Raw genomic sequence first — 26,137 nt, 5'->3', positions numbered from 1 at the left:
GATGCTGAGCGCCGCCGATTTCACCATCGGCATCGAGGAGGAATACCTGCTGGTCGAGCGCGGCAGCGGCAATCTTGCCGTCGAGCCGCCGGCGGCGATGCTGGCCGAATGCGAAAGCCTGGCCGGTGGCCAGGTCAATCCGGAATTCCTCAAATGCCAGATCGAGGTCTCGACCAAGGTCAGCCGTGATTTCGCCGACCTGCGCACCGATCTCGTCGGCCTGCGTCAGGCGGTGGCCGGCGTGGCGGCGAAGCATGACCTCGCGCCGATTGCCGCCTCCACGCATCCCTTTGCCAAATGGAGCGACCAGCGCCATACCGAACGGGAACGCTACGACCGGCTGGCCAAGGATCTCGCCGGGGTGGCACGGCGCCTGATCATCTGCGGCATGCATGTCCATATTGGTATCCCCGACGAGGACCTGCGCATCGACCTGATGAACCAGGTCAGTTATTTCCTGCCGCATCTGCTGGCGCTGTCGACCTCGTCGCCGTTCTGGCAGGGCGAGGAAACCGGCCTGCAATCCTACCGCCTGTCGGTGTTCGACAGCCTGCCGCGCACCGGCCTGCCGGAACGCTTCGAATCCTGGGGCGAATACCAGCGCATGGTCAGTCGCCTGATGCAGGCCGGCCTGATCGACGATGCCAGCAAGCTGTGGTGGGACATCCGGCCGTCGTCGCGCTATCCGACCTTGGAGATGCGGGTAACCGACGTGTGTACGCGGCTCGATGACGGACTCAGCATCGCCGCGCTGTACCGCTGTCTGCTTGCCACCCTGCTGCGGCTGCGCCAGAAGAACCAGCGCTGGCGCGTCTATGCCAACACCCTGATCGACGAGAACCGCTGGCTCGCCCAGCGCTATGGCACCGCCGGGCCGCTGGTCGATTTCGGCAAGGGCGAGGCCCTGCCCTATGCCGGTTTGCTGGAGGAACTGATCGAGCTGACGGCGGAAGAGGCGCTGCAGCTCGGCTGCCTGGCGGAAATCCGGCGGGCACGTGGCATTCTCAGCCGCGGCACCTCGGCCCAGCGACAGTTGCAAGTCTACCGCGCCGCGCTAAATGACGGGATGGACAAGGCTGCGGCGCTGCGCGCCGTAGTCGACTGGCTGATCGCCGAAACCGTGAATTTCGAAATCCCCGCGTGAACAGGAGGCTGCCATGGCCGAACCGATCGACGACCAGACCCGTACCGAGCTTGAGGCTGCCGCCTTCCGCCGCCTGCTCGAACATCTGCGCGAGCGCACCGACGTGCAGAATATCGACCTGATGAATCTGGCCGGCTTCTGCCGCAACTGCCTGAGCAACTGGTACCAGGATGCGGCGAAGGCGCAGGGCATCGAGATCGACAAGATGGCGGCGCGTGAAACCGTCTACGGCATGCCCTATGCCGAGTGGCAGGCGAAATACCAGAAGGACGCCAGCCCGGAGCAGCAGAAGGCCTTCGCCGAGTCGAGCAAGGCGCACCAGCACTGAAGCCAGGTTCGCATTTGGCGCGGAGTTGTCCACAGCAGGCGTATTCCTGTGGATAAGTCTGGTGCGGCGGTTGGAGCGGCGGCGACCGCGACTATAATCCGCGCCAACGCATAACGCCTGTCTTCGAGGTTCATCCATGGCCACCAAACTGATCTCCGGCAACTTCTCCGCCGACCAGCTGAACCAGCTGGTCGCCCGCATCGAGCGGCTCGAGGAAGAGAAGAAGGCACTCGCCGACGACATCAAGGAAGTCTATGCCGAGGCCAAGGCACATGGCTTCGACGTCAAGATTCTTCGCCAGGTGATCCGGCTGCGCAAGCTCGACCGTGCCGAACTGGCCGAGCAGGAAAGCCTGCTGCAGGTCTACATGGATGCGCTCGGCATGCAGACCGACGCGCAGGCCGCGGAGTAGGCAGATGCGGCGCCGCTCCGGACCGGTTTCCGGCGCGGCGGCCGTGCTGCTGCTGCTCGCGGCTCCGGCGGCGCTGGCCCAGCAGGGCCCCGGCATTCCCAATATTACGCCCGGCATCGTCACCGACGATGCCCAAGCCTGCATCTCGGTGGCCAATCTCACCGAATACAACTGGCCGATCTCGATCCGCCGCGAGGGCCGTGCCCGCAGCACGGTCGGCGTGAAGCCGCGCGAGGTGATGCGCTATTGCGCACCCGACCGGCTCAAGCCCGGCGAGCATATCATCGTGACACTGCGCTCCTCCTGGGTGCCGCTCGGCGAATGCAAGTTGCGCAACCGCGGCACCATGGAGATCTACCGCCGGCCGGATCCCAATATGGACAGCGGCGAGCGCACCGACGTGAAATGCTACGAGGGGCGCTGATCATCGGCCATGGGCCTTCGGATCAAGTCCGCGGGGGGTAAATCGTCATGCTCGGGCTTGACCCGAGCATCCACGGGCTTCAGCGCTGCTGTTTCTCCAGCCAGGCTTTGACCAGCGGCAGCACGATGGCCGGCTGGCGTGCCCAGCGGAAATGGTCGATCTTCTCGAAGCCGAGCGCCTTGGGATCGAGGTGGTGCCGCTCCAGCCGCAAGTGCGGCAGTTTGCCGAGCAGGCCGTCCATGGCCCGGCGGGTGGCGAAGAAATCCGTGGTGAACGAGATGCCGATGGCGGGCAGAGTGACGGCGGCGAGCTTGTCCTCGTAATCGACGCGCGGCCGGCCGAAGCGGAAATGGCCGGTGCGTGCCTGCCGCGCCCAGTCGCGCATCACGGTGCGCGCCTCGCGGGCGGCAAAGCGGAAGCGCTGGCCGGGGAAATGTCCGATCAGCCGCCCGGTGACGCCGATGATCTGGCTGTAGGGCAGGAAGGCGCGCGGCCAGAGCCGCCAGTGCACGGACGAACAGGCGATCAGGATCAGGCCGGCAACCTGGCCCGGATAGGCGGCAGCGTAAAGACAGCTGATCTGGCCGCCGAGGCTGTGGCCGAGCAGATAGCAGGGCGCAGCCGGAAAGCGCGCCTTCACGGCGGCGACCGCCTGCGGCCAGTCCTCGTGCAGCATCTCGTGATAGCCGAAATCATAGTCCCAGCCAGGGCGCTTTCCGCCATGGGCTTCATGGCCGCGCAGTTCGGCGATGGCGGTGTTGTAGCCGGCGGCACACAGGGCGCCGGCGAGCTTCAGGTAATAGCCGGCCTGCACGCCCATGGCCGGCTCGATCAGGATCGCCGGTGCGGCCGGATCAACGGCGGGAAACACCGACAGCGCAAAGGCGGTGCCTTCGGCGCGCTGCAGCGCAACGGTTTCGGGCGCAATGGTCTCGGGCGCGGTGGCGTCCTGGATCGGCGTGGCATCGGTCATGGCGCGATCAGGCCATGGGCCTGCCGGTCTGGCAATGACCTTTCCGGTAATACCGCAGCGGCATGCCGTGGCGGCACAGGCAAAAAAAACGGCCGGGCCTTATCCGGGCCCGGCCGCCTTCGGGTTTTTTGGGTGACTTACTCTGCCGCGCTGGCCATCGGCGCCGGCGGGGCGCGGAAGGTGTCCAGCAGCTTTGCCCATTTCGTCCGCGCCGCCGTCAGGCTGCGCAGCTTGATATGGCCGTAGCCGCGGATGTCCTCCGGGATGCTGGCCAGTTGCATGGCGAGGGCATGGTTCCCGGTGTTCAGCCCGGCACAGAGTTCCTCCACCAGCGCGAAGTAGTCGGCGATCAGCTGGCGCTCCAGCTTGCGCTCTTCCGTGTAGCCGAAGACGTCGAACGCCGTGCCGCGCAGGCCCTTCAGCTTGGCCAGCAGGCCGAAAGCGCGCAGCATCCAGGGACCGAACTCGCTTTTCTTCGCCTCGCCGGTCGTCGGGTCGGCGCGGTTGGTCAGCGGCGGCGCCAGATGGAAGCTGAGTTTGAAGTCGCCCTCGAACTGGGCGTTCAGCTTCTTCAGGAAAGCGCCGTCGGTATAGAGCCGCGCGACCTCATACTCGTCCTTGTAGGCCATCAGCTTGTAGGCATAGCGCGCGACTGCCTCGGCAAAGCCGGTCATGCCCTTGGCCTTTGTCGCCTCGGCGGCGCGGGCCTTTTCGACCAGCGCCGCGTAGCGATCGGCATAGGCCTGGTTCTGGTAACCGACCAGGCGTTTGCTGCGGTCGGCCAGCAGTTCGTCGACGGTTTTGGCAAATGTCTGCAGCTCGGCCGGCGGCATGGCCGGGCGGGCAATGTCTTCCACCGCCTTGGGGTCCTGGGCATAGAGCCGGCCCCAGTTCAGCGAGCGGATGTTGCTGTCGATGGCGGTGCCGTTCAGTTCGATCGCCTTCAGCAATGCTTCCAGCGACACCGGCACCAGGCCGCGCTGCACGGCATAGCCCAGCATGAACATGTTGGTGGCGATGGCGTCGCCCATCAGCGCGGTGGCGATGCGGGTGCCTTCGAGGAATTCCGACAGGTTCTCGCCGGCGGCCTTGCGGATCGCCTGCACCATGCCGTTGTCGTCGAACTTGAGGTCGGGGTTGAGCGTAAACGCCGCGGTCGGCGTCATATGCGTGTTGATCACCGCGCGGGTGACGCCGCGATGCACCTTTTCAAGTGCTGCATCGCCCGACGCCACCACCATGTCGCAGCCGAGCAGCAGGCTGGCACCGCCGGCGGCGACGCGCACGGCATGGATGTCCTCGGGTGTCTTCGCGATCCGCACATGGCTGAGCACGGCGCCGTTCTTCTGCGCCAGCCCGGTGAAGTCGAGCACCGAGGTGCCGTAACCTTCCAGATGCGCGGCCATGCCGAGGATCTGGCCGATGGTCACCACGCCGGTGCCGCCGATGCCGGTGATCAGGATGTTGTAGGGCTGGTCGAGCGCCGGCGTTTCCGGCGCCGGCAGCCCGGCGAAACGGGCCTCCATGTCCTCGGGACCAGGTCCTTTGCGCGGCGCGACCCTCGCCCGCTTGACCCGGCCGCCATGCACGGTGACGAAGCTGGGGCAGAAGCCGTTGATGCAGGAGAAGTCCTTGTTGCAGGACGACTGGTTGATCTTGCGCTTGCGGCCGAGTTCGGTTTCCAGCGGCTCGACCGAGACGCAGTTCGACTTCACCGAACAATCGCCGCAGCCCTCGCAGACCGCGTCGTTGATGAAGGCGCGCTTGTCCGGATCGGGGAAGGTGCCGCGCTTGCGGCGGCGGCGCTTCTCTGCCGCGCAGGTCTGGTCGTAGAGCAGCACGGTGCAGCCCTCGATCTCGCGCAGCTCGCGCTGCACGGCGTCGAGTTCCTCGCGGTGACGGATGGTGACACCCGGCGCCCAGTCGGTGCCGACCGGATATTTGTCCGGTTCGTCGGTGACGACGATGATCTTCTTCACGCCCTCGCCGTAGACCTGCTTGGTGATGGCGGGCGGGGTCAGCTGGCCGTCATGCGGCTGGCCGCCGGTCATCGCCACGGCGTCGTTGAACAGGATCTTGTAGGTGATGTTGACCTTGGCGGCGATCGAGGCGCGCAGCGCCAGCAGGCCGGAATGGAAATAGGTACCGTCGCCGAGGTTGGCGAAGATATGCTTCTCGTCGGTGAACGGCGCCTGGCCGACCCACGGCACGCCTTCGCCGCCCATCTGGGTGAAGGTGGCGGTCGAGCGGTCCATCCACAGCGACATGAAATGGCAGCCGATGCCGGCCACCGCGCGGCTGCCCTCGGGGACCCGGGTGGAGGTGTTGTGCGGGCAGCCCGAGCAGAAATAGGGCTGGCGCTGGGTCTTGGTGGTGCCGGCCGCGGCGGCGCGTTCGGCCTCCTGCTGTTCGAGGAAGGCGATGCGCTCCTCGATGCGGGCGTTGGTGTGGAACTTGCGGATGCGCTTGTAGATCGCCCGGGCAACGATGGCCGGCGACAGTTCGCCCGAAGAGGGCAGCAGCCATTCGCCGGTCTCGTCGAACTTGCCGACCACGCGCGGGCGGGCCTGCTCGTTCCAGTTATACAGCTGCTCCTTGAGCTGGTTCTCGATGACGGCGCGCTTTTCCTCGACCACCAGAACCTCTTCGAGGCCCTCGGCGAACTGGCGGGCGCCCTCGCGTTCCAGCGGCCAGACCATGCCGACCTTGTAGAGGCGGATGCCGAGTTCGGCGGCCAGTGCCTCGTCGATGCCGAGATCGTCGAAGGCCTGGCGTACGTCGAGATAGGATTTTCCGGTGGTGATAATGCCGAGCCGCGGCTTCGGGCTGTCGATGACGATGCGGTCGATCTTGTTGACGCGGGCGAAGGCCAGCGCGGCATAGACCTTGTACTGCTGCAGGCGCAGTTCCTGTTCGAGGATGGCATCCGGCCAGCGGATGTTCAGGCCGCCCGGCGGCATCTGGAAATCGGGATACTGGATCTGCAGGCGCTGCGGGTCGATCGACACGCTGGCGGCGCTCTCCACCGTCTCGGTCTGGCACTTGAAGCCGACCCAGACGCCGGCGTAGCGCGACATCGCCCAGCCGAGCAGGCCGTAATCGAGGAATTCCTGGACATTGGCCGGATTGAGCATCGGCATCATCGCGGCCATCATCATGTGCTCGGACTGATGCGCCACCGTCGACGAGGCGGCGCCATGGTCGTCGCCGCAGAGCGCCAGCACGCCGCCATGTTGCGATGTGCCGGCCGAATTGCCGTGCTTGAAGACATCCATCGAACGGTCGACGCCGGGGCCCTTGCCGTACCAGATCGAATAGACGCCATCGTAGTTGGCGCCGGGGAACAGGTTGAGCTGCTGGCTGCCCCAGACCGCGGTGGCGGCGAGGTCTTCGTTCACACCGGGCTGGAATTCGATGTGATTGGCTTTGAGGAACTTGCGGGCTTTCCAGAGCTGCTGGTCGAACAGGCCGAGCGGCGAGCCACGGTAACCGGAGATGAAGCAGGCGGTATTCAGGCCGGCGGCGAGGTCGCGCTGTCGCTGCAGCATCGGCAGGCGCACCAGCGCCTGGGTTCCGGTCAGGAACACGCGACCCTTTTCCAGGGTGTACTTGTCGTCCAGCGTGACATTCGCCAGCATCCGGTTTCCTCCTTGAGCCGCCACCAATTAGGTAAGCAATGCTGACCTAATTATAGGCCGGCGGTCCCGAATGGTCGAGAGAAATTCCCGGGGGCGGTGCGGGTGGTCGGGGCCGGTTGCTCTTTCAAGTGATTCTGGTAGATACCGGCAGGTAGTCAACCTGATCCTGATCTTTTCCGGACAACAGTTATATGGCGATCCTTCTCACCGGTGCCGCAGGCTTCATCGGTTTCCATGTCGCGCAGGTCTTGCTGGCGCGTGGCGAGGAGGTGATTGGACTCGACAATCTGAACGATTATTACGATCCGGCGCTGAAGCGCGCACGACTCGAACAATTGCGCGGCCGGAACGGGTTCACATTTTTCGAGGTCGATATCGCCGAGCCCGAGGCTGTGAAGGCGGCCGTCGGCAATGCCGATGTGCGCCGCATCATTCATCTGGCGGCGCAGGCGGGAGTGCGTCATTCGCTGGTCAATCCCTACGCCTATATCCGCGCCAACGTGATGGGCCATACCGTGATGCTGGAACTGGCGCGGCATCTGCCGAACTGCGAGCATTTCGTCTATGCGTCGTCCTCCTCGGTCTATGGCGGCAACACCAAGCTGCCGTTTGCCGTCGAGGACCGGGTCGATTCGCCGGTCTCGCTCTATGCCGCCACCAAGAAGGCCGACGAGCTGATCAGCCATGCCTATGCGCATCTGTTCGGCTTTCCGCAGACCGGTTTGCGATTTTTCACGGTTTACGGCCCCTGGGGGCGTCCGGACATGGCGCTCTATATCTTCACGAAGGCGATCTTCGAGGGGAAACCGATCCAGGTGTTCAACCACGGCGACATGCAGCGCGACTTCACCTATATCGACGACATCGTCGACGGGGTGATCCGCGTGCTCGACAATCCGCCGCCGCCCAACGAGGCGGGCCGGCCGTACCGGCTGTACAATATCGGCAACAATAAGCCGGAGGCCCTGCTGCGGATGATCGAGATTCTTGAACAGACCATCGGGCGCAAGGCCGAGAAACAGCTGCTGCCGATGCAGGATGGCGACGTGAAGGCCACCTATGCCGACATTTCGGCGATCAGCCGCGATCTCGGCTTCGCCCCGACCACGCCGATCGAGATCGGTATCCCGCGTTTCGTCGAGTGGTACCGCCGGTACCACAAGGTCTGAGCCACAAGGTATGATGCCGTGAGCGAACAGCCCGACAGTGCCCTGCCGAAGATCGATCCCGCCGGGGTCGATCCCAAGGTGGTCGAGGCCATCGTGCTGAAGGGCATTCCCCACTGCGCCGCGCTCGGCATCAAGGTGGTGGCTATCGGCCATGACGGCGTCACCCTGTCGCTGCCCTACAATCCCGATCTGGTCGGCGATCCGGTCAGCGGCGTGCTGCATGGCGGCGCGGTGACCTCGCTGGTCGATACCGTCAGCGGCATGGCGGTCTTCGCCGCGCTCCAGCAGCTGCAGGCCATCGCCACCCTCGACCTGCGCATCGACTATCTCAAGCCTGCCCTGGCCGAGAAAGAATTGTATGCGACAGCCGAATGCTACCGGCTGACCCGCTCGATCGCCTTCGTGCGGGCACGCGCCTACCACCCGGAGGCGCCCGACGACTGGGTCGCCAACTGCCTTGCCACCTTCATGATCGGCTCGTCCGACAGGCCGCCGGTGGCGAAGGACGCCGTCCGGAATGCCGTGAAGGGCGCGGCATCATGAGCCTCGACCTGTCTGCCCTGATCGCCGAGGCGCGGGCCGCGAAAAGCTTCGACGTCTTCCTCAGGACCGTGCCGTATTTCCGCTTCCTCGGCCTGACCATGCGCGAAGACGATGACGGCGCGCTGCTCTGCGTGCTGCCCGCCGACCCGAAGCTGATCGGCAATGCGCGGCTGCCGGCCCTGCATGGCGGCGTGGTTGGCGCGCTGCTGGAATCGGCCGCCATCGTGCAGCTGATCTGGGCGGCCGAGACCGATGCGATCCCCAAGATCATCGACCTGCAGGTCGATTACCTGCGCTCGGCGCGGCCGGTCGAGACCTTTGCCAGGGCGACCATCACCAAGCATGGCCGGCGCATCGCCAATGTGCGCGCCGAGGCCTGGCAGGACGACCCGGCCCGCCCGGTGGCGGCCGCCCACGCGCATTTCCTGCTGACCTGAGGGTTTTTATCTGCGACAGGGCGCGTCCCGGTGCCGCAGCGGGCTGGCAAATGCCGCCGTGGGCCCCATATATTAAAGCCGTTACAAACAAGAGGTGCATCATGGCTTCCCCCGCTGCCGCTGCTGTCGCCAACGATCTCGGCGCCCTGCCGGTCTGGGATCTGAACGATCTCTATCCCGGTCTCGATTCGGCCGCGCTGAAGCAGGATCTGGCGCAGGTGGCCGAGCGCGCCACCGCGATGGAACAGCAGCACAAGGGCAAGGTGGCGGGCCTGTCCGGCGACGATCTCGCCGCCCTGATCGCCGACTACGAACAGCTGCATGACCTGACCGGCCGGATGTATTCCTATGCCTCGCTGTCCTATGCCGGCGACATGGCCGACCCGAAGATCGCCGGCTTTTACCAGGACATGCAGGAAAAGCTGAACGACATCGGCACCAGGCTGCTGTTCCTGACGCTGGAGCTGAACCGTATCGAGGAGGCTGATCTCGAACAGAAATTCGCCGCCTCGGCGAAGCTTGCGCATTACCGCCCCTGGCTGCGCGACCTGCGGCTGTTCCGCGATCACCAGCTCAATGACGAGCTGGAGCAGCTGCTGCACGAGAAAGCCGTGTCGGGCCATGCCGCCTGGAACCGGCTGTTCGACGAGACGATGTCCGGCCTGCGCTTTCCCTGGGGCCGCGAGAAGCTGACCGCCGAGCAGGTGCTGCACAAGCTGTCTGACAAGGATGCCGCGACGCGGCGCAAGGCGGCCAAGGCGCTGGCCAAGGTCTTCCGCGAGAATATCCGGCTGTTCGCGCTGATCACCAACACGCTCGCCAAGGACAAGGAGATCGAGGACCGCTGGCGCAAATATCCGACGCCGGAGGCCTATCGCCATCTGTCCAACTGCGTCGAGCCGGAAGTCGTCAATGCGCTGACCGATGCGGTCACCGCCGCCTATCCGCAGCTGTCGCACCGCTATTACAAGCTGAAGGCCAGGTGGATGGGCGCCAGGAAGCTGCCCTGGTGGGATCGTAACGCGCCGCTGCCGGAAGATGCCGACCGCACCATCGGCTGGGACGAGGCGCAGGACATCGTGCTCAAGGCCTATGGCCGCTTCTCGCCCAAGCTGGCCGATCTCGGCCGCCGCTTTTTCGACAATGCCTGGATCGATGCGCCGGCGCGGCCGGGCAAGGCATCGGGCGCCTTCGCGCATCCGACCGTTCCGAGCGCGCATCCCTACCTGCTGCTGAACTATCAGGGCCGCACGCGCGACGTGATGACCTTGGCGCATGAGCTCGGCCACGGCGTCCATCAGTTGCTGGCCGCCGAGCAGGGCCCGCTGATGTCCGACACGCCGCTGACCTTGGCCGAGACGGCCTCGGTGTTCGGCGAGCAGCTCACCTTCCGCGCGCTGCTCGATGCCGCGGGACCCGAGCGCCGCAAGATCATGCTGGCGTCCAAGGTCGAGGACATGCTGAACACGGTGGTCCGCCAGACCGCCTTCTTCAAGTTCGAGCGCGACATCCATGCCGCCCGCCGCCAGGGCGAGCTGACGCCCGACCGCATCGGCGAGATCTGGATGAACGTGCAGAAGCAGAGCCTCGGTCCGGCCTTCCGCTTCGATGCGGACTACAGCAGCTTCTGGTGCTACATCCCGCATTTCATCCATTCGCCGTTTTACGTCTACGCCTATGCCTTCGGCGACTGCCTGGTGAATGCGCTCTATGCCCGCTACCAGGATGCCGAGGCCGGCTTCCAGGAGAAGTATTTCGCCATGCTGAAGGCCGGCGGCACGCTCCGCCACAAGGAGCTGCTGCAGCCCTTCGGGCTCGATGCCTCCGATCCGGCCTTCTGGTCGAAGGGGCTCGGCATCATCTCGGGCTTCATCGACGAGCTGGAACAGCTGTCGTAAGCAAGATGTCCGAAAACGACAGCACCATCGGCCGGGTCCGCCGCTACGCGAAGGTCGGCGCCTCGGTCGGCGGGCTGGCCGCGCGGCTCGGCGCCGAACGCATGCTCGGCGTGAAGATGGATCGCGGCCGGCATGCGGCCGATCTGCGCGCGGCGCTCGGCGGGCTGAAAGGCCCGCTGATGAAGGTGGCGCAGATCATGTCCACCATCCCCGATGCGCTGCCGCAGGAATACGTGCAGGAACTGGCGCAGCTGCAGGCCAATGCCCCGGCGATGGGGCAGGCCTTCGTGAAGCGCCGCATGGCCGCCGAACTCGGCCCGCAGTGGCAGGCCAGGTACAAGAGCTTCGATCTGACTGCCGCGGCCGCCGCCAGCCTCGGCCAGGTGCATCGCGCGACGGCGCAGGACGGCCGCCAGCTCGCGGTGAAACTGCAGTATCCCGACATGGCATCTGCAGTCGAGGCCGACCTGCGCCAGCTGCAGCTGATCTTCGCGATCTACCGGCGCTATGATGCGGCGATCAATACGACCCATATCCATGCCGAGATCGCCGACCGCCTGCGCGAGGAGCTCGACTACCAGCAGGAAAGCCGGCACATGCAGCTCTATCGCGCCATGCTGCGCGACGAGCGCAATATCTATGTGCCAGACGTGCTGCCCGAACTGACCACCAAGCGCCTGCTGACCATGAGCTGGCTCGACGGCGCCCGGCTGATGGACTTCCGCGACGCGCCGCAGGCGGACCGCGACGCCATCGCGCTCAACCTGTTCCGCGCCTGGTATGTGCCGTTCTACCAGAGCGGCGTCATTCACGGCGACCCGCATCTCGGCAACTACACGGTGCGGCCGGATTTCGGCATCAACCTGCTCGACTTCGGCTGTATCCGCATTTTCCCGCCGAAGTTCGTCGGCGGCGTGATCGACCTCTACCGCGCCATCTCGACTGACGACCGCGCGCTCGCCGTGCATGCCTACGAGACCTGGGGCTTCACCGGGCTGAGCAACGAGACGATCGACACGCTGAACCTCTGGGCGGCCTTCGTCTATGCGCCGCTGCTGGAAGACCGGCCGCGCCGCATCCAGGAAATGGAAAGCACCGGCGTATACGGCCGCGAGGTCGCCGAGAAGGTGCACAAGCGCCTGCGCGAGCTGGGCGGCGTCACCCCGCCGCGCGAATTCGTCTTCATGGACCGCGCCGCCATCGGGCTGGGCGGCGTCTTCCTGCATTTGAAGGCCGAGATCAACTGGCACCGGCTGTTCCACGACCTGATCGCCGGCTTCGACGTGACGGCGCTGGAACAGCGCCAGGCTGCGGCCCTGAAGGCGGCCGGCCTGCAGCCGCAGGCCTGACGGAAGTCGGCTGCCGGCGTCAGGACGTGCCGTCCAGTACGGACCGCAGCTTGGTTGCCAGGTCGGCCTTGCGGTAAGGCTTGCTGAGGAAATGCTCGAAGGCGGCAACATCCTCGTCCCGCTGCATCGAGCCCTTGGCGAAACCCGACGTCAGCAGGATTTTCAGGTCGGGGCGCAGGGCGCGCGCGGCATTGGCGAGCTGCACGCCGCCGATGGCGCCCGGCATCACCACGTCGCTGAACAGCAGGTCGACAGGATCGCCGCGTTCCAGGATCGCCAGCGCCGCCCGCCCGCTGTCCGCTTCGGTCACGCGGTAGCCAAGCGCGTGGAGTTGCGAGACGACCATGGCGCGGACATCCGCATTGTCTTCCACCACGAGGACGGTCTCGCCGCCGCTGGCGGCAAGCTGCACCACCGCGGGAACTTCCGCGGACCGGGCATTGGCCGGCGCCCGTGGCAGATACAGGCGCACGGTGGCGCCATGGCCAGGCTCGCTGTAGATCTTGATATGACCGTGCGACTGGCGGATGAAGCCGTATACCATGCTGAGGCCGAGCCCGGTGCCCTGACCGGCCGGCTTGGTGGTGAAGAACGGCTCGAAGACATGGGCGAGGACGTCCGGTGCCATGCCGCTGCCGGTATCGGTGACGGCCAGCATGACATAGTCGCCGGGCTGCACCTCGGCATTCTGGCGGCAGTAATCGGCGTCGAGATGCCGGTTCTCGGTTTCGATGGTCAGCAGCCCGCTGCCCTGCATGGCGTCGCGGGCGTTGATGGCGAGGTTGACCAGGGCCGATTCGAACTGTCCCGCATCCGCCACCGCCGGCCACAGGTCCGATGACAGCATGGTGGCGACCTCGACGCCTTCGCCCAGCGTGCGGCGCAGCAGGCTGATGGTGCCTGCGATCCGGCCGTTGATGTCGAGAATTTCCGCTTTCAGCGACTGCTGGCGTGCGAAAGCCAGCAACTGGCGGGTCAGCTCGGCACCGCGCAGCGAGGCCTGCAGGGCGGCATCGACGTAGTTCTGCAGCTCGCGATCGTCGCCCATCCGGCCGTCCAGCAGGTCGAGATTGCCGATCACCACGGCCAGCAGGTTGTTGAAGTCATGGGCGATGCCGCCGGTCAGCTGGCCGACCGCTTCCAGCCGCTGGGCACGGCGCAGGCGATCCTCCTGCGCATTGCGCTCGGTCATGTCGCGGCCGATGAAGAAATGCTGCTGTTCGGGTTCCGACCAGACGCCGGTCCAGTACAGCGGCACCACATGGCCGTCACGATGCACGTAGTTGCAGTCGAAATTGCGCATCACCCGGCCGCGTCGCGCCAGCCGCATTTCGTTGCGGGTTTTCTCAAGGTCGTCGGCATGGATGAACCCGACGGCACTTTTGCCGGCCATCTCTTCCGGCGCATAGCCGATGATCTGCGCGGAGCTCGGACTGACGCGGATGAACGTGCCGCGGCGGTCGACAATCAGGATCAGGTCCAGCGAGGTTTCAAACAGGCGCCGGTTGATATTCTGTTCGGCCAACGTTTGCCGCAGCCTGGCATGCCTGGCGCTGCCCAGCAGGTTCAGCTGGCCCAGCAGGGAAGTAAACATGGTCCGTGGTCAGACGGCGGAGACGCGGCTGATGACGGGTCTGTTCATATGGCATTCTCCCGTTTTTGTTACGCACTGCCCCCCATGCTCCCGCATTCTTTCGTGTTTCAGACGGGATGAGAACCGCAAAACGCCCGCGGCCATGAGAGAATCACCTTGTCGCCGCCAGTCTTCCGGCGGACAATAGTGGTGTAATATTGTTTCGCGACAGGCCCGGATGGTCGATGGCACTTCATCCGCCCAGTTAAGTGGCACCCTGTCGGGGTCGCTGCTTGCGCCCGCCACGGGCAGCCAGACCCGGACTGCGGTCCTCGAAGCCGCGTTTCCCGGGCTCAAGGTGCTGGGCGGGGCCAGCGACAGTGCCGCGCAGCAGAAGCAGGATAGCGGATCGACGGTCGGCGGCGGCCAGAAGCCGGCCCTGGCGAGCGGCGATACCCTGCTGGCGGCGCAGCAGCAGGATAGCGACGGCGCACCCAAGGCGCCCGGCGAACTCAGCGAGGAAGAGAAGCAGCAGGTCGCCAAGCTGAAGCAGGTCGACGCCAAGGTCCGCGCCCACGAACGTGCCCATGCCGCGGTCGGCGGCCAGTATGCCGGGGCGCCATCCTATGGCTACACGCGCGGCCCCGATGGCCAGCAGTATGCCGTCAGCGGCGAGGTCGCCATCGATATCGGCGCCGAACGCGATCCGGAAGCCACCCTGCAGAAGGCGACCCAGGTGCAGGCTGCGGCGTTGGCCCCGGCCGATCCTTCGGGCCAGGACCGTGCGGTGGCCGCCGCTGCCGCCCAGCTGCGCCTGCAGGCGCTGTCGCAGATCCGCGAGGAGAAGCGCGCCGAAACCGAACAGCAGGAGGCCGGGCGGGCCGCCGACAGGGCCGCGGCAGCCGAACGCGAGCAGGTGACCCAGGGGAGCGGGGAGGCAGGTGACGCAGCACCGGCAGTCCCCGGACAGCCGGCCGCCGGAAATTCCACCGCGGCAGCAACGCCCGCCGCGGCGACAACCGGCAGCCAGACCCCGGCGGCGCGGGCCAGCAGCGCCTATGCCAACGACAATGCCGGGCTGAACCGCCTGGTCGGCCAGGTGGTCGGCATCTCGGCCTGACACCGCCGTCCCGTGGCGCAGCAAAGGCCTGACACCGCCGTCCCGTGGCGCAGCAAAGGCCTGACACCGCCGTCCCGTGGCGCAGCAAAGGCCTGACGCCGCCGTCCCGTGGTGCAGCAAAGGCCTGACGCCGCCGTTCCGCGGCGCAGCAAAGGGTTGTAACGCCTTCCGCCGCCAGCGTAATATCCGGCCCGACTGACCTCGCGGGGTCGCCAATCCACATTTCCGATCAGGAGACCGATTATGTCCGAATACCAGATGGGCACGATGGATATCAGCCAGCACCGCGCGTCCTATGCCGGCTTCATGGCGATGACCAAGTACGGCAGCATCGCCGTTATCATCCTCCTGGCCCTGCTGGCGATTTTCGTGGCCTGACCCCGCGGCGGCCCGCCGCCGCAAGGTGTGTGCGGCCGGCATGATCCGAACAGGCCTTGAGGGGGGAGCAGCATGAAAATCGGTATTCCGAAGGAGCGGCGCGCGGGCGAAAAGCGTGTCGCCATCTCGCCCGAGACGGCGAAGAAATTCGCCGGGCTGGGCTGCACGGTCGTGATCGAGACCGGCGCCGGCCTGGCTTCCGACATTCCCGACGACCAGTACATCGCCATGGGGGCGCAGATCGCGCCCGATGCCAGGGCGGCCGTCGGCGATGCCGATATGGTGCTCAAGGTGCAGCGGCCGATGACTGCCGCCGAGGGCAATGACGAACTGGCGCTGCTGAAAAAGGGCGCCGTGCTGGTCGCCGGCCTGCAGGCGCTGCAGCAGCGCGACCAGGTCAAGGCCTATGCCGCCGCCGGCATCACCGCGTTTTCCATGGAACTGATGCCGCGTATCACCCGCGCGCAGTCGATGGACATCCTGTCCTCGCAGTCGAACCTCGCCGGCTACAAGTCGGTGCTCGATGCCGCGCAGCATTTCGGCCGCGCCTTCCCGATGATGATGACCTCGGCCGGCACCATCGCGCCGGCCCGCGTCTTCATCATGGGCGTCGGCGTGGCGGGACTCCAGGCCATTGCGACGGCAAAACGCCTCGGCGCCGTGGTCTCGGCCACCGACGTGCGTCCGGCCACCAAGGAGCAGGTCGAGAGCCTCGGCGGCAAGTTCGTCTGGGTCGATGACGAGGAGGCCCGCGCCTCACAGACGGCGGGCGGCTACGCCAAGGAAATGTCGGCGGAATACAAGGCCAAGCAGGCCGCGCTGATCGCCGAGACGGTGAAGAAGCAGGACATCATCATCACCACCGCGCTGATCCCCGGTCGCGCCGCCCCGGTGCTGGTGACCGAGGAGATGGTGAAGACCATGCGCCCGGGTTCGGTGATCATCGATCTCGCCGTCGAATCCGGCGGCAACTGCCCGCTGTCGAAGCCCGACCAGGTGGTCGACGTCAACGGCGTCCGCGTCGTCGGCTATACCAACTATCCGAGCCGCGTGCCGGTCGATGCGTCGAACCTGTTCGCCAAGAACCTGTGGAACTTCCTGTCGCCGCACTGGGACAAGGACGGCCAGACCTTCAGGTTCAACTTCGAGGACGAGACCGTCACCGGCACCTGCGTGGCCAAAGACGGTGCCGTCGTGCATCCCATGCTGAAAGAGGGGGCGTAACCATGGCCGAGGTCTATTCCTTCTTCTCGCTGCTCTCGATCTTCGTGCTGGCCTGCTTCGTCGGCTATTACGTGGTGTGGAGCGTCACTCCGGCCCTGCATACGCCGCTGATGTCGGTGACCAACGCGATCTCCTCGGTGATCGTGGTCGGCGCGCTGATCGCCGCCGGCGCCTCGCCGGAGTTCAACGCCTCGAAGATCTTCGGCCTGCTCGCCATCGTGCTGGTCTCGGTCAACATCTTCGGCGGCTTCCTCGTCACCCAGCGCATGCTGGCGATGTACAAGAAAAAAGAAAAGAAGTGAGGAGCCCGCAGCCATGCCCATCCAACTGACTGCGCTGCTCTATCTCGTCAGCTCGGTGCTGTTCATCCTGGCTTTGCGCGGCCTGTCGTCGCCGGAAACCAGCCGCAAGGGCAACACCTACGGCATGGTCGGCATGGCGATTGCCATCCTGACCACCATCGCCAATCTCGGCGACCTGTCGGGCACCATCGTCTTCGTGGTGATCGCGCTGGTGATCGGCGGCTCGATCGGCGCCGTGCTGGCGCGGCGCATCCAGATGACGGCGATGCCGCAGCTGGTCGCCGCCATGCACAGCCTGGTCGGCCTCGCCGCCGTGCTGGTCGCGGCGGCCGCCTTCTACAACCCGGAGCCCTACGGCATCCTGCATGACGGGGTGATCAAGGTCGGCAGCCGGGTCGAGATGTCGCTCGGCGTCGTCATCGGCATCATCACCTTCTCGGGCTCGCTGGTCGCCTTCGCCAAGCTGCAGGGCCTGGTGTCGGGCAGCCCGGTGATCTTCAGGGGCCAGCATGCGCTGAATGCCCTGATCGGCCTGGTGATCTTCGCGCTGATCGTCGCCTTCTGCTTCAACCCGACCCACGAGCTGTTCTGGGCGGTGATCGCCCTGTCGCTAGTCGTCGGCTTCACCATCATCATCCCGATCGGCGGCGCCGACATGCCCGTCGTCGTCTCGATGCTGAACAGCTATTCCGGCTGGGCGGCCGCCGGCATCGGCTTCACCCTGCAGAACCCGGCGCTGATCGTCACCGGCGCGCTGGTCGGCTCGTCGGGCGCAATCCTGTCCTACATCATGTGCAAGGGCATGAACCGCTCGCTGTTCAACGTCATTCTTGGCGGCTTTGGCGGCGATTCGGGCGGTGCGGCGGCCGGCGACAAGGTCGACCGGCCCTACAAGAAGGGCTCGGCCGACGACGCCGCCTTCATCATGAAGAATGCCGGCAAGGTGATCATCGTGCCGGGCTACGGCATGGCGGTCAGCCAGGCCCAGCATGCGCTGCGCGAGATGGGCGACAAGCTGAAGGAGGAGGGCGTGGAAGTGAAATACGCCATCCATCCGGTGGCCGGCCGCATGCCCGGCCACATGAACGTACTGCTGGCCGAGGCCAATGTGCCCTATGACGAGGTGTTCGAGCTGGAGGAGATCAACTCCGAGTTCCAGACCGCCGACGTCGCCTTCGTGATCGGCGCCAACGACGTGACCAACCCGGCCGCCCGCGACGATCCGAAAAGCCCGATCTACGGCATGCCGATCCTCGATGTCGACAAGGCCAAGACCGTGCTGTTCGTCAAGCGCTCGATGGCGTCGGGCTATGCCGGCATCGACAACGACCTGTTCTACAAGGACAACACGATGATGCTGCTGGCCGACGCCAAGAAGATGGTCGAGGACATCGTCAAGGGTCTCTGACCGGCAATTGTTTGTATGCAAGCGGCCCGGGATTTCCGTCCCGGGCCGTTTTTGTCACCACGGATCGTCCGGCCCGGGACTTGATCGCGGCGTAAAAACCCCTATCTTCTGACCTGTCATTCTAGACGGACTGCCGGCCTGCCTGCTCCACGGGTTTTCAGACCCTGGATGTCCAGACCCCGCTACTCCTGGACATAGTCTGATGCGGTACACCAATCCCGGGTGCCGCCAACCCGAAGAAGAGAAGGATACAGCAATGGCTGTCGGTACTGTGAAGTGGTTTAACGGCACCAAGGGTTATGGGTTCATTCAGCCGGAAGCCGGCGGCGCGGACGTGTTCGTCCATATCTCCGCCGTGCAGCGTTCGGGCCTCGCCGGCCTGGACGAGGGCCAGAAGGTGCAGTTCGAGGAACAGCGCGACCCGAAGCGCGGCAAGACCTCGGCCGTGAACCTGAAGCCGCTGTAAGCTGCAGGTTTCAGCATTCCGCGAGGGGGCATCCGGCGACGGGTGCCCCTTTCGCTTTTCCGATCTTCGATCGGCTGTCCCGGGAGGATGTCATGGCTTTCAAGCCGAACTACAACCAGCAGCGCGCCGAGCGCAATCGCGCCAAGGAACAGAAGAAGCAGGAAAAGCTGCAGAAGCGGCAGGAGGAATCCGAGCGCCGCAAGGCCGAGCGGGACCCCGATGCCCCGGACGGCAGCGGCGAGGCCGACGGCGAGACCGGCACCGGGTCCGTTGACTCCGGGAGCAGCCCGGCTGCGGGCGAGGCCTGAGCCACCGCGCCGTGCCGTCCCCGTCCGCCGTACAGGAGTACCTCCCATGGCCAAGACCGCCAAGAAACGACAGAACCCCAATGCCACGGTGATCATGTTCGACGTGATCTACCAGGATGGCAGCCAGACCTCGAACCGCCGGGTGCCGGCCGACCTGCTCGGCGGCTTCGAGGGCGACGATGCCGCCAAGGCCTATATCGAGGCGCAGGACCGCGACATCGCCGCGAAATCCGGCCGCCCGCGCGGCCCGATCAAGACCATCAGCCGGTCCGCCAACCAGCTCTGACGGATTATCGCTTCAGTTTTACAAGGGCCTCGTGCAGGGCCTGCAGAAACGCCGAGCGGTCCTTCTGCGAAAATGGCCGGGGCCCGCCGCCGACCCGTTCCGTGGGACTGGCCGCCCGCAGGTCGGTCATCAGGTTGCGCACGGCCAGGTCCATGCCGATGCTGTCTGCCGTGAAGCCGCGGCCGTTCGGGGCCAGCACGGTGGCGCCGGTCTTCACGCAGCGCCCGGCCAGCGGCACATCCGCCGTCACCACCACGTCGCCCGGGCCGGCATGCTCGGCGATCCAGTCGTCGGCGGCATCCAGCCCGTCGCCCACGGTGACCTGGCGGATCCAGCCGACCCGCGGCACGCTCGCCAGCCAGGCATTGGCCACCACGACGATATCCACCCCGTGGCGTTCGGCGACGCGGTAGCATTCGTCCTTCACCGGGCAGGCGTCGGCATCGATATAGAGAATGGGCACGCGGGCAGTATCCATTGTCCGTCACCCGCGGACTTGATCCGCGGGTCCCATTAAATGGGATGCCCGGCCGGAAAGGCACTCCTTGGGCCCGGGCATGACAAGTATGATAAGCTGCAGACCATGAGCAAGGCCTTCACCAGAGAGACCGACGCCGACATCGACGACGGGCCGGATGAGGATGCGGCGCCGGCGATCCCGGCCGGCGCGAAAAACTACATCACGCCGGCAGGGCTGGCGCGGCTGCAGGCCGAGCTGAAGCAGCTCAAGACCGTCGAGCGGCCCAGGGTGGTCGAGATCGTCTCCTGGGCCGCCGGCAACGGCGACCGCAGCGAGAACGGCGACTATCTCTACGGCAAGAAGCGCCTGCGCGAGATCGACCGCCGCCTCCGCTTCCTGCTGAAGCGGCTGGAGATCGCCGAGGTGGTCGATCCGGCGCTGCAGAAGAACCGCGCCCAGGTGTTTTTCGGCGCCACCGTCACCTACATCGACCAGCATGACCAGCAGCGCCGCGTCCGCATCGTCGGCATCGACGAGGCGCGGCTGGAGCAGGGCGAGATCAGCTGGATCGCGCCGGTCGCCCGCGCGCTCCTGAAGGCGCGCGAAGGCGACGTGGTCGACCTGCGCACGCCGCAGGGCATCGAGCAGATCGAGGTTGTGAAGATTTCCTACAGTGACTGATTAATGCGCGGGGCGTGCGGCGACGGCGGTGCCGCCCGCCGCATGACCCTGGGCGCCGGCCGCAAGCTCCAGATGGGCGGGGTCGAGCGGGGTCGCCGCCTTGCGCTGCGCACCGCTCAGCGCCTCGCCGATGGCGGCGAGATTGGCGTCGACCGTCGGCTGCATCGACTCCTGGCCGCGGAACTGCCTGGCGCGCAGCAGCAGGCTGTAGGCGGCCAGCGGGTCATGCTGCACGCCGCGCCCGGTGGCGAGCTGGCCGGCCAGGTTGACGGCGGCGCCGGCGTGGCCCTGCAGGGTGGCCTTCAGGTACCAGCGCGCCGCGGCGGCCTCGTCCTTGACCAGGCCGGTGCCGGTCTCGAGGAACTGGCCATAGGAGAATTGCGCCGAGCGGCTGCCGGCCTGGGCGGCGCGGCCATACCAGTAGGCGGCCTCGCTGTAGCTCTGGCGCATGCCGCCGCCGGTCTCGTATTGCGCGGCGAGCAGCTCGGCCGCGGTGACGTCGCCGCGGCGGGCCTGGTCGAGCAGCCGGCTGTCGGCGCGGGCGGCCCCGGCACCGAGCAGGCCGGCGAGCAGCAGGGCGGCGCCGAGCAGCAGGATGGCCAGCATCTGCCAGACCGGCGCGGCGGTGGGCAGCGCGCGGGCGACCGCGCGGGCGCGCCGGGCAGCGAAGACGCGGGTGGAAATCGGCAGCAAACGGTCCATGGCTCAGCTCCCCTGTACGGATTCTGCGTACGGGTCTGGCGGGCCGGGGGTGACGACGGCGGCGCGGATTTCGGATTGTCGGTTGGGTAACGGGGCGGATTAAAACCCGCGGTCCGGGTGTTGTCCAGTTAAAAAACGGACATGAGTCCGGGGCCGCCCCCGGACCGCCGGCCGGGCTTCCCTCCCGCTCCCGGCTCTCCCGCCCGGCCGCGGGCCATGCGAGGATGGGGCCCCGCCGCTGGAGTCGCGCCCGATGATGAAGCCCATTCCGGTGAAAATCGCCGAGATCTACGTGCCGGCCAAGTTCAAGGGCCAGCTCGACCCGGCGAAGGTGGCGGCGCTGGCCGACCAGATCGTCGGCGAGGGCGGCCTGAAAATCCCCATCCAGGTGCGCCGCGACGAGGCGCAGAAGCGCTATGTGCTGGTCGCCGGGCTGCACCGGCTGGAGGCGATGCGCAGCCTCGGCGAGGCCAGCATCGACGCGCTGATCGTCGCCGCCCGCAAGTTCTGATCCGGTAAACTCAGGCCTTCACGCCTCGGTCACCCGGTTGCGGCCGGCCGCCTTGGCGGCGCGCAGCGCGTCGTCGGCAAGATCGAGCAGCGGGTCGAGCGCCGCCTGGTTGTCGGGCGCCGCCACCGCGAGGCCGACGCTGACGGTGATCCGCGGCAGCGTGGCGTCGTCGCCGGTCCCGTTGCCGTCCGCGCCGGCATCGGCCTCCACCGCGGCGCGCAGGTTCTCGGCCAGCAGCCGCGCGTTGCGATGGCCGGCGCCGGGCAGCAGCACGGCAAACGAGGCACCGAACAGCCGCGCGATCAGGTCGCTGCGGCGGAAGCGGTCTTCCAGCAGCACCGCCAGCCTTTGCACCACCGCATCGGCCAGCGGCTGGCCGTGCTGCGCGATCAGCCCGTCGAAATCGTCGACATCCACCGCCAGCACGGTGACCGGGCTCTGCTGCCGGCCGGCCAGCAGCAGGGCGCGTTCGGCCGCCTCGCGGAAATAATGCCGGTTCGGCAGCCCGGTCAGGCTGTCGCGCGTCGCGCTGTGGTACAGCCGGGTTTCCGCCTCGCTGGCCGCCTCGGGGGGCGGCGCCGCAACGGCGGGAGAATCGGTGGCGGTCATCGGGCGGGCTCCGCAGATTATTGTGCGACCGGGCGGCACAGATCACCGCACGGTCACAGGATGCCCATTCTGACGACGTCTTCACGCCGGGGCAATGCCATCCTTGCGTGTTTTGCGCCCTGGCTGGTTACCACCGGCCAATCGCGCCAGCGCCGGTATCCCCCATCAGCCGCCCATAATCCCTGTCGTCAGGACCGGGCTTGACCCGGCCATCCACGGCCCGACAATGGGTCCGGACCGCAAAGGTCCGGGGAGGGAACGATGGCCGAAACCACGGCGGAAGGGATGCAGGCGGCCTTGCAGCGCCAGCGCGACGCCTTCCGCCGCGCCCCGGCGCCGGACCATGCCGAACGCGACGGCCGGCTGGCCCGCCTCGATGCCATGGTGCGGCAGCACCGCGCGCGCTTTGCCGCCGCCATCGCGCAGGATTTCGGCGCCCGCAACCGGCACGAGACCCTGCTGCTGGAGATCGGGCCGACGCTTGCCGCCATCCGCCACGCACGGCGCCACCTGAAGCGCTGGATGCGCCCCGAACGCCGCGCCTCGTCCATCGAATTCCTCTCGGTGCGCAACCGGGTGCAGTACCAGCCGCTCGGCGTCGTCGGCATCATGGTGCCGTGGAACTACCCTTTGTTCCTCGCGCTCGGCCCGCTGGTCGATGTGCTCGCCGCCGGCAACCGCGCGCTGATCAAGCCCTCGGAATTCACGCCGTCCTGCAACGCCGTGCTGGCCGAGGCCATCGCCGCAACCTTCGCGCCCGAGGACGTCGCCGTCATCGCGGGCGGCGTCGCGGCGGCCGAGGCCTTTTCGGGCCTGCCCTTCGATCATCTTGTCTTCACCGGCTCAGGCAATGTCGGCCGCCGGGTGATGGCGGCGTCGGCGCCAGCGGCATCGGCGCCTATCACGGCATCGAGGGCTTCCGCCGTTTCAGCCATGCCCGCGGCATCGCCGAACCGCTCGGGCCGATCAACCCGCTGCACCTGATCCGGCCGCCGTTCGGCCGCATCGCGAAGTTGCTGGAGCGGGTGTTTATCGGGGGGTGAGAGTTCTTGAAGTGGCGGGATCGTTTTTTAGAGAACTCTTGTATGCAGCAAAAGATACATTCTTATTGAAGGTGGTTTTGCAAAGGCTGCATTATCTCTGGCTCAATAATGGGGGGTGTAATCGGCTGAAGCTAACGGTGAAGGATTGGTTTAGATTATTGGAGGGGCCAAAAGGAGCTTAAGCTAGAACTCAGTGGTGCTTTTTTTGTTGGCATTCTTTAAAGTGCTCCCTTGCACGCATTACGAGGGAGGGAAAGTACTCGGCCATGTCGGCCCAACAAGAAACCACCGCCGCTGCGGCCGGGGAGTTCGATTACATCATCGTCGGCGGCGGCACCGCCGGCTCGCTGCTCGCCAACCGGCTGAGCAGGGACCCCGCCAACAAGGTCCTGCTGCTGGAGGCCGGCGGCAAGGATAACTGGATCTGGTTCCACATCCCCATCGGCTATCTGTTCGCCATCGGCAATCCGCGCAGCGACTGGTGCTTCAGGACCGAACCGGTGCCGGGCCTGAACGGCCGCAGCATCGGCTATGCGCGCGGCAAGGTGATCGGCGGCTGCACCGCGATCAACGCCATGGTCTACATGCGCGGCCAGGCGCGCGACTACGACACCTGGCGCCAGATGGGCCTCACCGGCTGGGGCTGGGATGACGTGCTGCCGGTGTTCCGCACCCATGAGGATCATTTCGCCGGCGCCTCCGCGCTGCATGGCGCCGGCGGCGAATGGCGCGTCGAGCGTCCCCGCGTGCGCTGGGACCTGCTCGATACCGTGCAGAAGGCCGGCGCCGAGATCGGCATTCCGCCCGTCGCCGATTTCAACACCGGCGACAACGAGGGCAGCGGCTATTTCCATGTCAACCAGAAGAGCGGCCGGCGCTGGTCGGCCGCCACCGGATTCCTCAAACCCGTGCTGTCGCGGCCCAACCTCGATCTGCGGCTGCATGTGCATGTGCATCGCGTCGTCATCGAGAACACGGATCGCGGGCCGCGTGCGGTCGGCATCGAATACGAGCAGGACGGCCGGCGCTTCATCGCCCGCGCGCGCGGCGAGGTGATCCTCGCCGCCGGCGCCATCGCCTCGCCGCAGCTCCTGCAGCTCAGCGGCATTGGTCCTGCAGGGCTGCTCCGGGAACACGGGATAAATGTGGTGCATGACCTGCCCGGCGTCGGCGAGAACCTGCAGGACCATCTGCAGCTGCGCCTGATCTACAAGGTCCAGGGCGTCAAGACGATCAACCAGATCGACCGCTCGCGCTTCGCCAAGGCGATGACCGGCATCGAGTACGCGCTGTTCCGCACCGGCGCGCTGACCATGCCGCCGTCGCAGTTCGGCCTGTTCACCCGCTCGTCGCCTGAGCACGAGACCGCCAATGTCGAGTTCCACATCCAGCCGCTCAGCCTGGATAAATTCGGCGATCCCCTGCATCGCTTCCCGGCGTTCACCGCGTCGATCTGCAACCTGCGGCCGACCAGCCGCGGCCATGTGCGCATCACGTCTGCCGATGCGAAACAGGCGCCGGCGATCCAGCCGAACTACCTGTCGACCGAGGCCGACCGCCGCGTCGCCGTCGACAGCCTGAAGCTGACCCGCAAGCTCGCCGCCGCACCCGCGCTGGCCAGATACAAACCCGAGGAATACCTGCCGGGACCAGCCGTGCAGACCGAAGACCAGATGGCGCAGGCCGCCGGCGATCTCGGCGCCACCATCTTCCATCCGGTCGCCACCGCCAGGATGGGTGTCGACGGCGACCCGATGGCGGTGCTCGACGGCCGCCTGCGCGTGCGCGGCATTGCGGGCCTGCGCGTGATCGATGCGTCGGCCATGCCGCTGATCACGTCCGGCAACACCGCCTCGCCGACCCTGATGATCGCCGAGAAGGGCGCCGCGATGGTGCTGGAGGATGCCAGGGCCTGAAGCGCCGAATGGACCCTCGGGTCAAGCCCGAGGGTGACGATTTATATAGTTTCGTTAAACCACGCATACGGCCGCATTCAAAAACGCGTCACCCTCGGGCTTGACCCGAGGGTCTACCCATAAACCGTCATGCCCGGGCTTGACCCGGGGGCCACCTATAAATCGTCGTCCCCGGCCCTGATCCGGGGGCACCCATAAACCGTCACCCTCGGGCTTGACCCGGGGGCCACCTATAAATCGTCGTCCCCGGCCCTGACGCGGGGGGCACCCATAAACCGTCACCCTCGGGCTTGACCCGAGGGTCCACCCTGACAAGGCTCGCCGCATGACGGGCGGCTGGGTGTATATCCTGACCAACCAGCCACGCGGCACGCTCTATGTCGGCGTGACCTCCGACCTGGTGCGCCGCGTGTGGGAGCATCGCGAAGGCGTGGCCGAGAGTTTCACCAAGCGTTATGACCTCAAGCGTCTCGTCTGGTTCGAGCGGCATGACGACATCCGCGAGGCAATCCGCCGCGAGAAGGCGCTGAAGCGCTGGCTGCGCGACTGGAAGCTCGATCTGGTGGAGACCGCCAATCCCGGCTGGGACGATCTGTATGACGGGCTGGCCTGACGGGGCACGGCCTTGCCGGGCGGTCGTTAATCCCTATATGTTCTCAGATGTGATTTATGTCTCAACCGGCGGAGGCGGCCGGGGCCGGCGATGCCCGCCGGCGGCGAAACGAACCGAAACGGTCCGAAACGGTCATCAACGGGCCGAAACGGTCCGAAACGGTCACCAGCGGTCCAGAGCGGTCCAAAACGGGCAGGAATGGTCCCGAACGGTCCCGAATGG

Annotated in this window: 27 protein-coding genes and 1 pseudogene; 22 read left to right on the top strand and 6 right to left on the bottom strand. The window is 66.4% G+C overall.

What is annotated here, in order from left to right:
• The first annotated feature begins 1 nt into the window (after window position 1).
• The 4 genes from ACFOOQ_RS01265 to ACFOOQ_RS01250 all read left to right on the top strand — a co-directional run bounded on the left by ACFOOQ_RS01265 (window position 2) and on the right by ACFOOQ_RS01250 (window position 2,308).
• Window positions 2-1,144, top strand: a complete 1,143-nt coding sequence (locus tag ACFOOQ_RS01265; RefSeq protein WP_379720579.1) for a carboxylate-amine ligase — start codon at window positions 2-4, stop codon at window positions 1,142-1,144.
• Window positions 1,145-1,157: 13 nt separating this feature from the next.
• The gene (locus tag ACFOOQ_RS01260) at window positions 1,158-1,472 is read left to right on the top strand and encodes a DUF1244 domain-containing protein (RefSeq protein ID WP_379720576.1); all 315 of its coding nucleotides are present in this window, start codon (window positions 1,158-1,160) and stop codon (window positions 1,470-1,472) included.
• 136 nt (window positions 1,473-1,608) lie between these two features.
• Complete coding sequence (locus ACFOOQ_RS01255; protein WP_379720573.1) at window positions 1,609-1,884, top strand: DUF2312 domain-containing protein; 276 nt, start codon at window positions 1,609-1,611, stop codon at window positions 1,882-1,884.
• Window positions 1,885-1,888: 4 nt separating this feature from the next.
• Window positions 1,889-2,308: a hypothetical protein gene (locus ACFOOQ_RS01250; RefSeq protein ID WP_379720570.1), complete on the top strand. Its 420-nt coding sequence runs from the start codon at window positions 1,889-1,891 to the stop codon at window positions 2,306-2,308.
• A gap of 79 nt (window positions 2,309-2,387) precedes the next feature.
• Here ACFOOQ_RS01250 and ACFOOQ_RS01245 read toward each other — a convergent pair whose 3' ends face one another.
• Both ACFOOQ_RS01245 and ACFOOQ_RS01240 read right to left on the bottom strand, forming a co-directional pair.
• Window positions 2,388-3,281, bottom strand: coding sequence for an alpha/beta hydrolase family protein (locus ACFOOQ_RS01245; RefSeq protein ID WP_379720567.1), 894 nt, complete (start codon window positions 3,279-3,281; stop codon window positions 2,388-2,390).
• Between the two features lie 137 nt (window positions 3,282-3,418).
• The gene (locus ACFOOQ_RS01240) at window positions 3,419-6,919 is read right to left on the bottom strand and encodes an indolepyruvate ferredoxin oxidoreductase family protein (RefSeq protein WP_379720564.1); all 3,501 of its coding nucleotides are present in this window, start codon (window positions 6,917-6,919) and stop codon (window positions 3,419-3,421) included.
• Window positions 6,920-7,110: 191 nt separating this feature from the next.
• Between ACFOOQ_RS01240 and ACFOOQ_RS01235 the strand changes: the two genes are divergently transcribed.
• The 5 genes from ACFOOQ_RS01235 (at window position 7,111) to ACFOOQ_RS01215 (ending at window position 12,315) form a co-directional block, all read left to right on the top strand.
• A complete protein-coding gene (locus ACFOOQ_RS01235) occupies window positions 7,111-8,088 on the top strand; it encodes an NAD-dependent epimerase/dehydratase family protein (protein WP_379720561.1) in 978 nt (325 codons plus the stop codon).
• Between the two features lie 18 nt (window positions 8,089-8,106).
• Window positions 8,107-8,631, top strand: a complete 525-nt coding sequence (locus ACFOOQ_RS01230) for a PaaI family thioesterase (RefSeq protein ID WP_379720558.1) — start codon at window positions 8,107-8,109, stop codon at window positions 8,629-8,631.
• Window positions 8,628-9,068, top strand: coding sequence for a PaaI family thioesterase (locus tag ACFOOQ_RS01225; protein ID WP_379720555.1), 441 nt, complete (start codon window positions 8,628-8,630; stop codon window positions 9,066-9,068). Before ACFOOQ_RS01230 ends, ACFOOQ_RS01225 begins: the two co-directional genes overlap by 4 nt.
• A 101-nt stretch (window positions 9,069-9,169) precedes the next feature.
• Complete coding sequence (locus ACFOOQ_RS01220) at window positions 9,170-10,966, top strand: M3 family oligoendopeptidase (protein ID WP_379720552.1); 1,797 nt, start codon at window positions 9,170-9,172, stop codon at window positions 10,964-10,966.
• Window positions 10,967-10,971: 5 nt separating this feature from the next.
• Complete coding sequence (locus ACFOOQ_RS01215; protein ID WP_379720549.1) at window positions 10,972-12,315, top strand: ABC1 kinase family protein; 1,344 nt, start codon at window positions 10,972-10,974, stop codon at window positions 12,313-12,315.
• A gap of 19 nt (window positions 12,316-12,334) precedes the next feature.
• On the opposite strand, the gene ACFOOQ_RS01210 is transcribed toward ACFOOQ_RS01215, so the two are convergent.
• On the bottom strand, window positions 12,335-13,909 hold the full coding sequence (locus tag ACFOOQ_RS01210; RefSeq protein ID WP_379720546.1) for an ATP-binding protein: 1,575 nt from the start codon (window positions 13,907-13,909) through the stop codon (window positions 12,335-12,337).
• A 217-nt stretch (window positions 13,910-14,126) separates the two neighbouring features.
• On the opposite strand from ACFOOQ_RS01210, the gene ACFOOQ_RS01205 reads away from it, so the two are divergent.
• From ACFOOQ_RS01205 to ACFOOQ_RS01170, 8 genes and pseudogenes are all read left to right on the top strand, one after another.
• Window positions 14,127-15,008, top strand: coding sequence for a putative metalloprotease CJM1_0395 family protein (locus ACFOOQ_RS01205; RefSeq protein WP_379720544.1), 882 nt, complete (start codon window positions 14,127-14,129; stop codon window positions 15,006-15,008).
• A 243-nt stretch (window positions 15,009-15,251) separates the two neighbouring features.
• Window positions 15,252-15,386, top strand: coding sequence for an aa3-type cytochrome c oxidase subunit IV (locus ACFOOQ_RS01200; RefSeq protein WP_379720541.1), 135 nt, complete (start codon window positions 15,252-15,254; stop codon window positions 15,384-15,386).
• 72 nt (window positions 15,387-15,458) lie between these two features.
• The gene (locus ACFOOQ_RS01195; protein ID WP_379720538.1) at window positions 15,459-16,610 is read left to right on the top strand and encodes a Re/Si-specific NAD(P)(+) transhydrogenase subunit alpha; all 1,152 of its coding nucleotides are present in this window, start codon (window positions 15,459-15,461) and stop codon (window positions 16,608-16,610) included.
• A pseudogene (locus ACFOOQ_RS01190) lies at window positions 16,580-16,912 on the top strand (NAD(P) transhydrogenase subunit alpha); the annotation flags it as partial. The gene ACFOOQ_RS01195 and the pseudogene ACFOOQ_RS01190, both read left to right, overlap by 31 nt.
• Window positions 16,913-16,925: 13 nt before the next feature.
• The gene (locus ACFOOQ_RS01185; protein ID WP_379720535.1) at window positions 16,926-18,320 is read left to right on the top strand and encodes an NAD(P)(+) transhydrogenase (Re/Si-specific) subunit beta; all 1,395 of its coding nucleotides are present in this window, start codon (window positions 16,926-16,928) and stop codon (window positions 18,318-18,320) included.
• A 256-nt stretch (window positions 18,321-18,576) separates the two neighbouring features.
• Window positions 18,577-18,786: a cold-shock protein gene (locus tag ACFOOQ_RS01180; protein WP_379720532.1), complete on the top strand. Its 210-nt coding sequence runs from the start codon at window positions 18,577-18,579 to the stop codon at window positions 18,784-18,786.
• A gap of 92 nt (window positions 18,787-18,878) precedes the next feature.
• The gene (locus ACFOOQ_RS01175) at window positions 18,879-19,094 is read left to right on the top strand and encodes a hypothetical protein (RefSeq protein WP_379720529.1); all 216 of its coding nucleotides are present in this window, start codon (window positions 18,879-18,881) and stop codon (window positions 19,092-19,094) included.
• A gap of 46 nt (window positions 19,095-19,140) precedes the next feature.
• Window positions 19,141-19,380 carry a hypothetical protein gene (locus ACFOOQ_RS01170; protein ID WP_379720526.1) on the top strand — a complete coding sequence of 80 codons (240 nt, stop codon included), beginning with the start codon at window positions 19,141-19,143 and terminating at the stop codon, window positions 19,378-19,380.
• 4 nt (window positions 19,381-19,384) lie between these two features.
• On the opposite strand, the gene ACFOOQ_RS01165 is transcribed toward ACFOOQ_RS01170, so the two are convergent.
• On the bottom strand, window positions 19,385-19,858 hold the full coding sequence (locus tag ACFOOQ_RS01165; RefSeq protein WP_379720523.1) for a YaiI/YqxD family protein: 474 nt from the start codon (window positions 19,856-19,858) through the stop codon (window positions 19,385-19,387).
• A gap of 105 nt (window positions 19,859-19,963) precedes the next feature.
• Here ACFOOQ_RS01165 and greB point away from each other — a divergent pair, with 105 nt between their 5' ends.
• The gene (greB, locus tag ACFOOQ_RS01160) at window positions 19,964-20,521 is read left to right on the top strand and encodes a transcription elongation factor GreB (protein ID WP_379720520.1); all 558 of its coding nucleotides are present in this window, start codon (window positions 19,964-19,966) and stop codon (window positions 20,519-20,521) included.
• Here greB and ACFOOQ_RS01155 read toward each other — a convergent pair whose 3' ends face one another.
• Window positions 20,522-21,223 (bottom strand): tetratricopeptide repeat protein, encoded by a 702-nt coding sequence (locus ACFOOQ_RS01155; protein ID WP_379720517.1) that lies wholly within the window; start codon window positions 21,221-21,223, stop codon window positions 20,522-20,524.
• A gap of 253 nt (window positions 21,224-21,476) precedes the next feature.
• Between ACFOOQ_RS01155 and ACFOOQ_RS01150 the strand changes: the two genes are divergently transcribed.
• Entirely contained in the window at window positions 21,477-21,734 is a 258-nt protein-coding gene (locus ACFOOQ_RS01150; protein WP_379720514.1) for a ParB N-terminal domain-containing protein, read from the top strand.
• Between the two features lie 18 nt (window positions 21,735-21,752).
• Here the strand turns inward: ACFOOQ_RS01150 and ACFOOQ_RS01145 are convergent, their stop codons facing one another.
• Window positions 21,753-22,343, bottom strand: a complete 591-nt coding sequence (locus tag ACFOOQ_RS01145) for a GGDEF domain-containing protein (RefSeq protein ID WP_379720511.1) — start codon at window positions 22,341-22,343, stop codon at window positions 21,753-21,755.
• Between the two features lie 261 nt (window positions 22,344-22,604).
• Between ACFOOQ_RS01145 and ACFOOQ_RS01140 the strand changes: the two genes are divergently transcribed.
• The 3 genes from ACFOOQ_RS01140 (at window position 22,605) to ACFOOQ_RS01130 (ending at window position 25,915) form a co-directional block, all read left to right on the top strand.
• Window positions 22,605-23,327, top strand: coding sequence for an aldehyde dehydrogenase family protein (locus ACFOOQ_RS01140; protein ID WP_379720508.1), 723 nt, complete (start codon window positions 22,605-22,607; stop codon window positions 23,325-23,327).
• Window positions 23,328-23,652: 325 nt separating this feature from the next.
• The gene (locus tag ACFOOQ_RS01135; RefSeq protein ID WP_379720505.1) at window positions 23,653-25,302 is read left to right on the top strand and encodes a GMC family oxidoreductase; all 1,650 of its coding nucleotides are present in this window, start codon (window positions 23,653-23,655) and stop codon (window positions 25,300-25,302) included.
• Window positions 25,303-25,627: 325 nt separating this feature from the next.
• Complete coding sequence (locus ACFOOQ_RS01130) at window positions 25,628-25,915, top strand: GIY-YIG nuclease family protein (protein ID WP_379720502.1); 288 nt, start codon at window positions 25,628-25,630, stop codon at window positions 25,913-25,915.
• Window positions 25,916-26,137 lie beyond the last annotated feature (222 nt).

Origin of the sequence: Ferrovibrio xuzhouensis, from assembly GCF_042648965.1 — a bacterium.
GTDB lineage: Bacteria > Pseudomonadota > Alphaproteobacteria > Ferrovibrionales > Ferrovibrionaceae > Ferrovibrio > Ferrovibrio xuzhouensis.
This window is presented reverse-complemented; position numbering and strand designations above follow the sequence as displayed.

Coding starts and splice junctions, on each gene's coding strand:
- ACFOOQ_RS01210 (WP_379720546.1), bottom strand. CDS start 13,909: ATGTTTACTTCCCTGCTGGGCCAGCTGAACCTGCTGGGCAGCGCCAGG.
- ACFOOQ_RS01130 (WP_379720502.1), top strand. CDS start 25,628: ATGACGGGCGGCTGGGTGTATATCCTGACCAACCAGCCACGCGGCACG.
- ACFOOQ_RS01255 (WP_379720573.1), top strand. CDS start 1,609: ATGGCCACCAAACTGATCTCCGGCAACTTCTCCGCCGACCAGCTGAAC.
- ACFOOQ_RS01140 (WP_379720508.1), top strand. CDS start 22,605: ATGGCCGAAACCACGGCGGAAGGGATGCAGGCGGCCTTGCAGCGCCAG.
- ACFOOQ_RS01245 (WP_379720567.1), bottom strand. CDS start 3,281: ATGACCGATGCCACGCCGATCCAGGACGCCACCGCGCCCGAGACCATT.
- ACFOOQ_RS01260 (WP_379720576.1), top strand. CDS start 1,158: ATGGCCGAACCGATCGACGACCAGACCCGTACCGAGCTTGAGGCTGCC.
- ACFOOQ_RS01150 (WP_379720514.1), top strand. CDS start 21,477: ATGATGAAGCCCATTCCGGTGAAAATCGCCGAGATCTACGTGCCGGCC.
- ACFOOQ_RS01220 (WP_379720552.1), top strand. CDS start 9,170: ATGGCTTCCCCCGCTGCCGCTGCTGTCGCCAACGATCTCGGCGCCCTG.
- ACFOOQ_RS01225 (WP_379720555.1), top strand. CDS start 8,628: ATGAGCCTCGACCTGTCTGCCCTGATCGCCGAGGCGCGGGCCGCGAAA.
- ACFOOQ_RS01155 (WP_379720517.1), bottom strand. CDS start 21,223: ATGGACCGTTTGCTGCCGATTTCCACCCGCGTCTTCGCTGCCCGGCGC.
- ACFOOQ_RS01200 (WP_379720541.1), top strand. CDS start 15,252: ATGTCCGAATACCAGATGGGCACGATGGATATCAGCCAGCACCGCGCG.
- ACFOOQ_RS01195 (WP_379720538.1), top strand. CDS start 15,459: ATGAAAATCGGTATTCCGAAGGAGCGGCGCGCGGGCGAAAAGCGTGTC.
- ACFOOQ_RS01235 (WP_379720561.1), top strand. CDS start 7,111: ATGGCGATCCTTCTCACCGGTGCCGCAGGCTTCATCGGTTTCCATGTC.
- ACFOOQ_RS01185 (WP_379720535.1), top strand. CDS start 16,926: ATGCCCATCCAACTGACTGCGCTGCTCTATCTCGTCAGCTCGGTGCTG.
- ACFOOQ_RS01215 (WP_379720549.1), top strand. CDS start 10,972: ATGTCCGAAAACGACAGCACCATCGGCCGGGTCCGCCGCTACGCGAAG.
- ACFOOQ_RS01265 (WP_379720579.1), top strand. CDS start 2: ATGCTGAGCGCCGCCGATTTCACCATCGGCATCGAGGAGGAATACCTG.
- ACFOOQ_RS01165 (WP_379720523.1), bottom strand. CDS start 19,858: ATGGATACTGCCCGCGTGCCCATTCTCTATATCGATGCCGACGCCTGC.
- ACFOOQ_RS01180 (WP_379720532.1), top strand. CDS start 18,577: ATGGCTGTCGGTACTGTGAAGTGGTTTAACGGCACCAAGGGTTATGGG.
- ACFOOQ_RS01240 (WP_379720564.1), bottom strand. CDS start 6,919: ATGCTGGCGAATGTCACGCTGGACGACAAGTACACCCTGGAAAAGGGT.
- ACFOOQ_RS01250 (WP_379720570.1), top strand. CDS start 1,889: ATGCGGCGCCGCTCCGGACCGGTTTCCGGCGCGGCGGCCGTGCTGCTG.
- ACFOOQ_RS01145 (WP_379720511.1), bottom strand. CDS start 22,343: ATGACCGCCACCGATTCTCCCGCCGTTGCGGCGCCGCCCCCCGAGGCG.
- ACFOOQ_RS01175 (WP_379720529.1), top strand. CDS start 18,879: ATGGCTTTCAAGCCGAACTACAACCAGCAGCGCGCCGAGCGCAATCGC.
- greB (WP_379720520.1), top strand. CDS start 19,964: ATGAGCAAGGCCTTCACCAGAGAGACCGACGCCGACATCGACGACGGG.
- ACFOOQ_RS01170 (WP_379720526.1), top strand. CDS start 19,141: ATGGCCAAGACCGCCAAGAAACGACAGAACCCCAATGCCACGGTGATC.
- ACFOOQ_RS01205 (WP_379720544.1), top strand. CDS start 14,127: ATGGTCGATGGCACTTCATCCGCCCAGTTAAGTGGCACCCTGTCGGGG.
- ACFOOQ_RS01135 (WP_379720505.1), top strand. CDS start 23,653: ATGTCGGCCCAACAAGAAACCACCGCCGCTGCGGCCGGGGAGTTCGAT.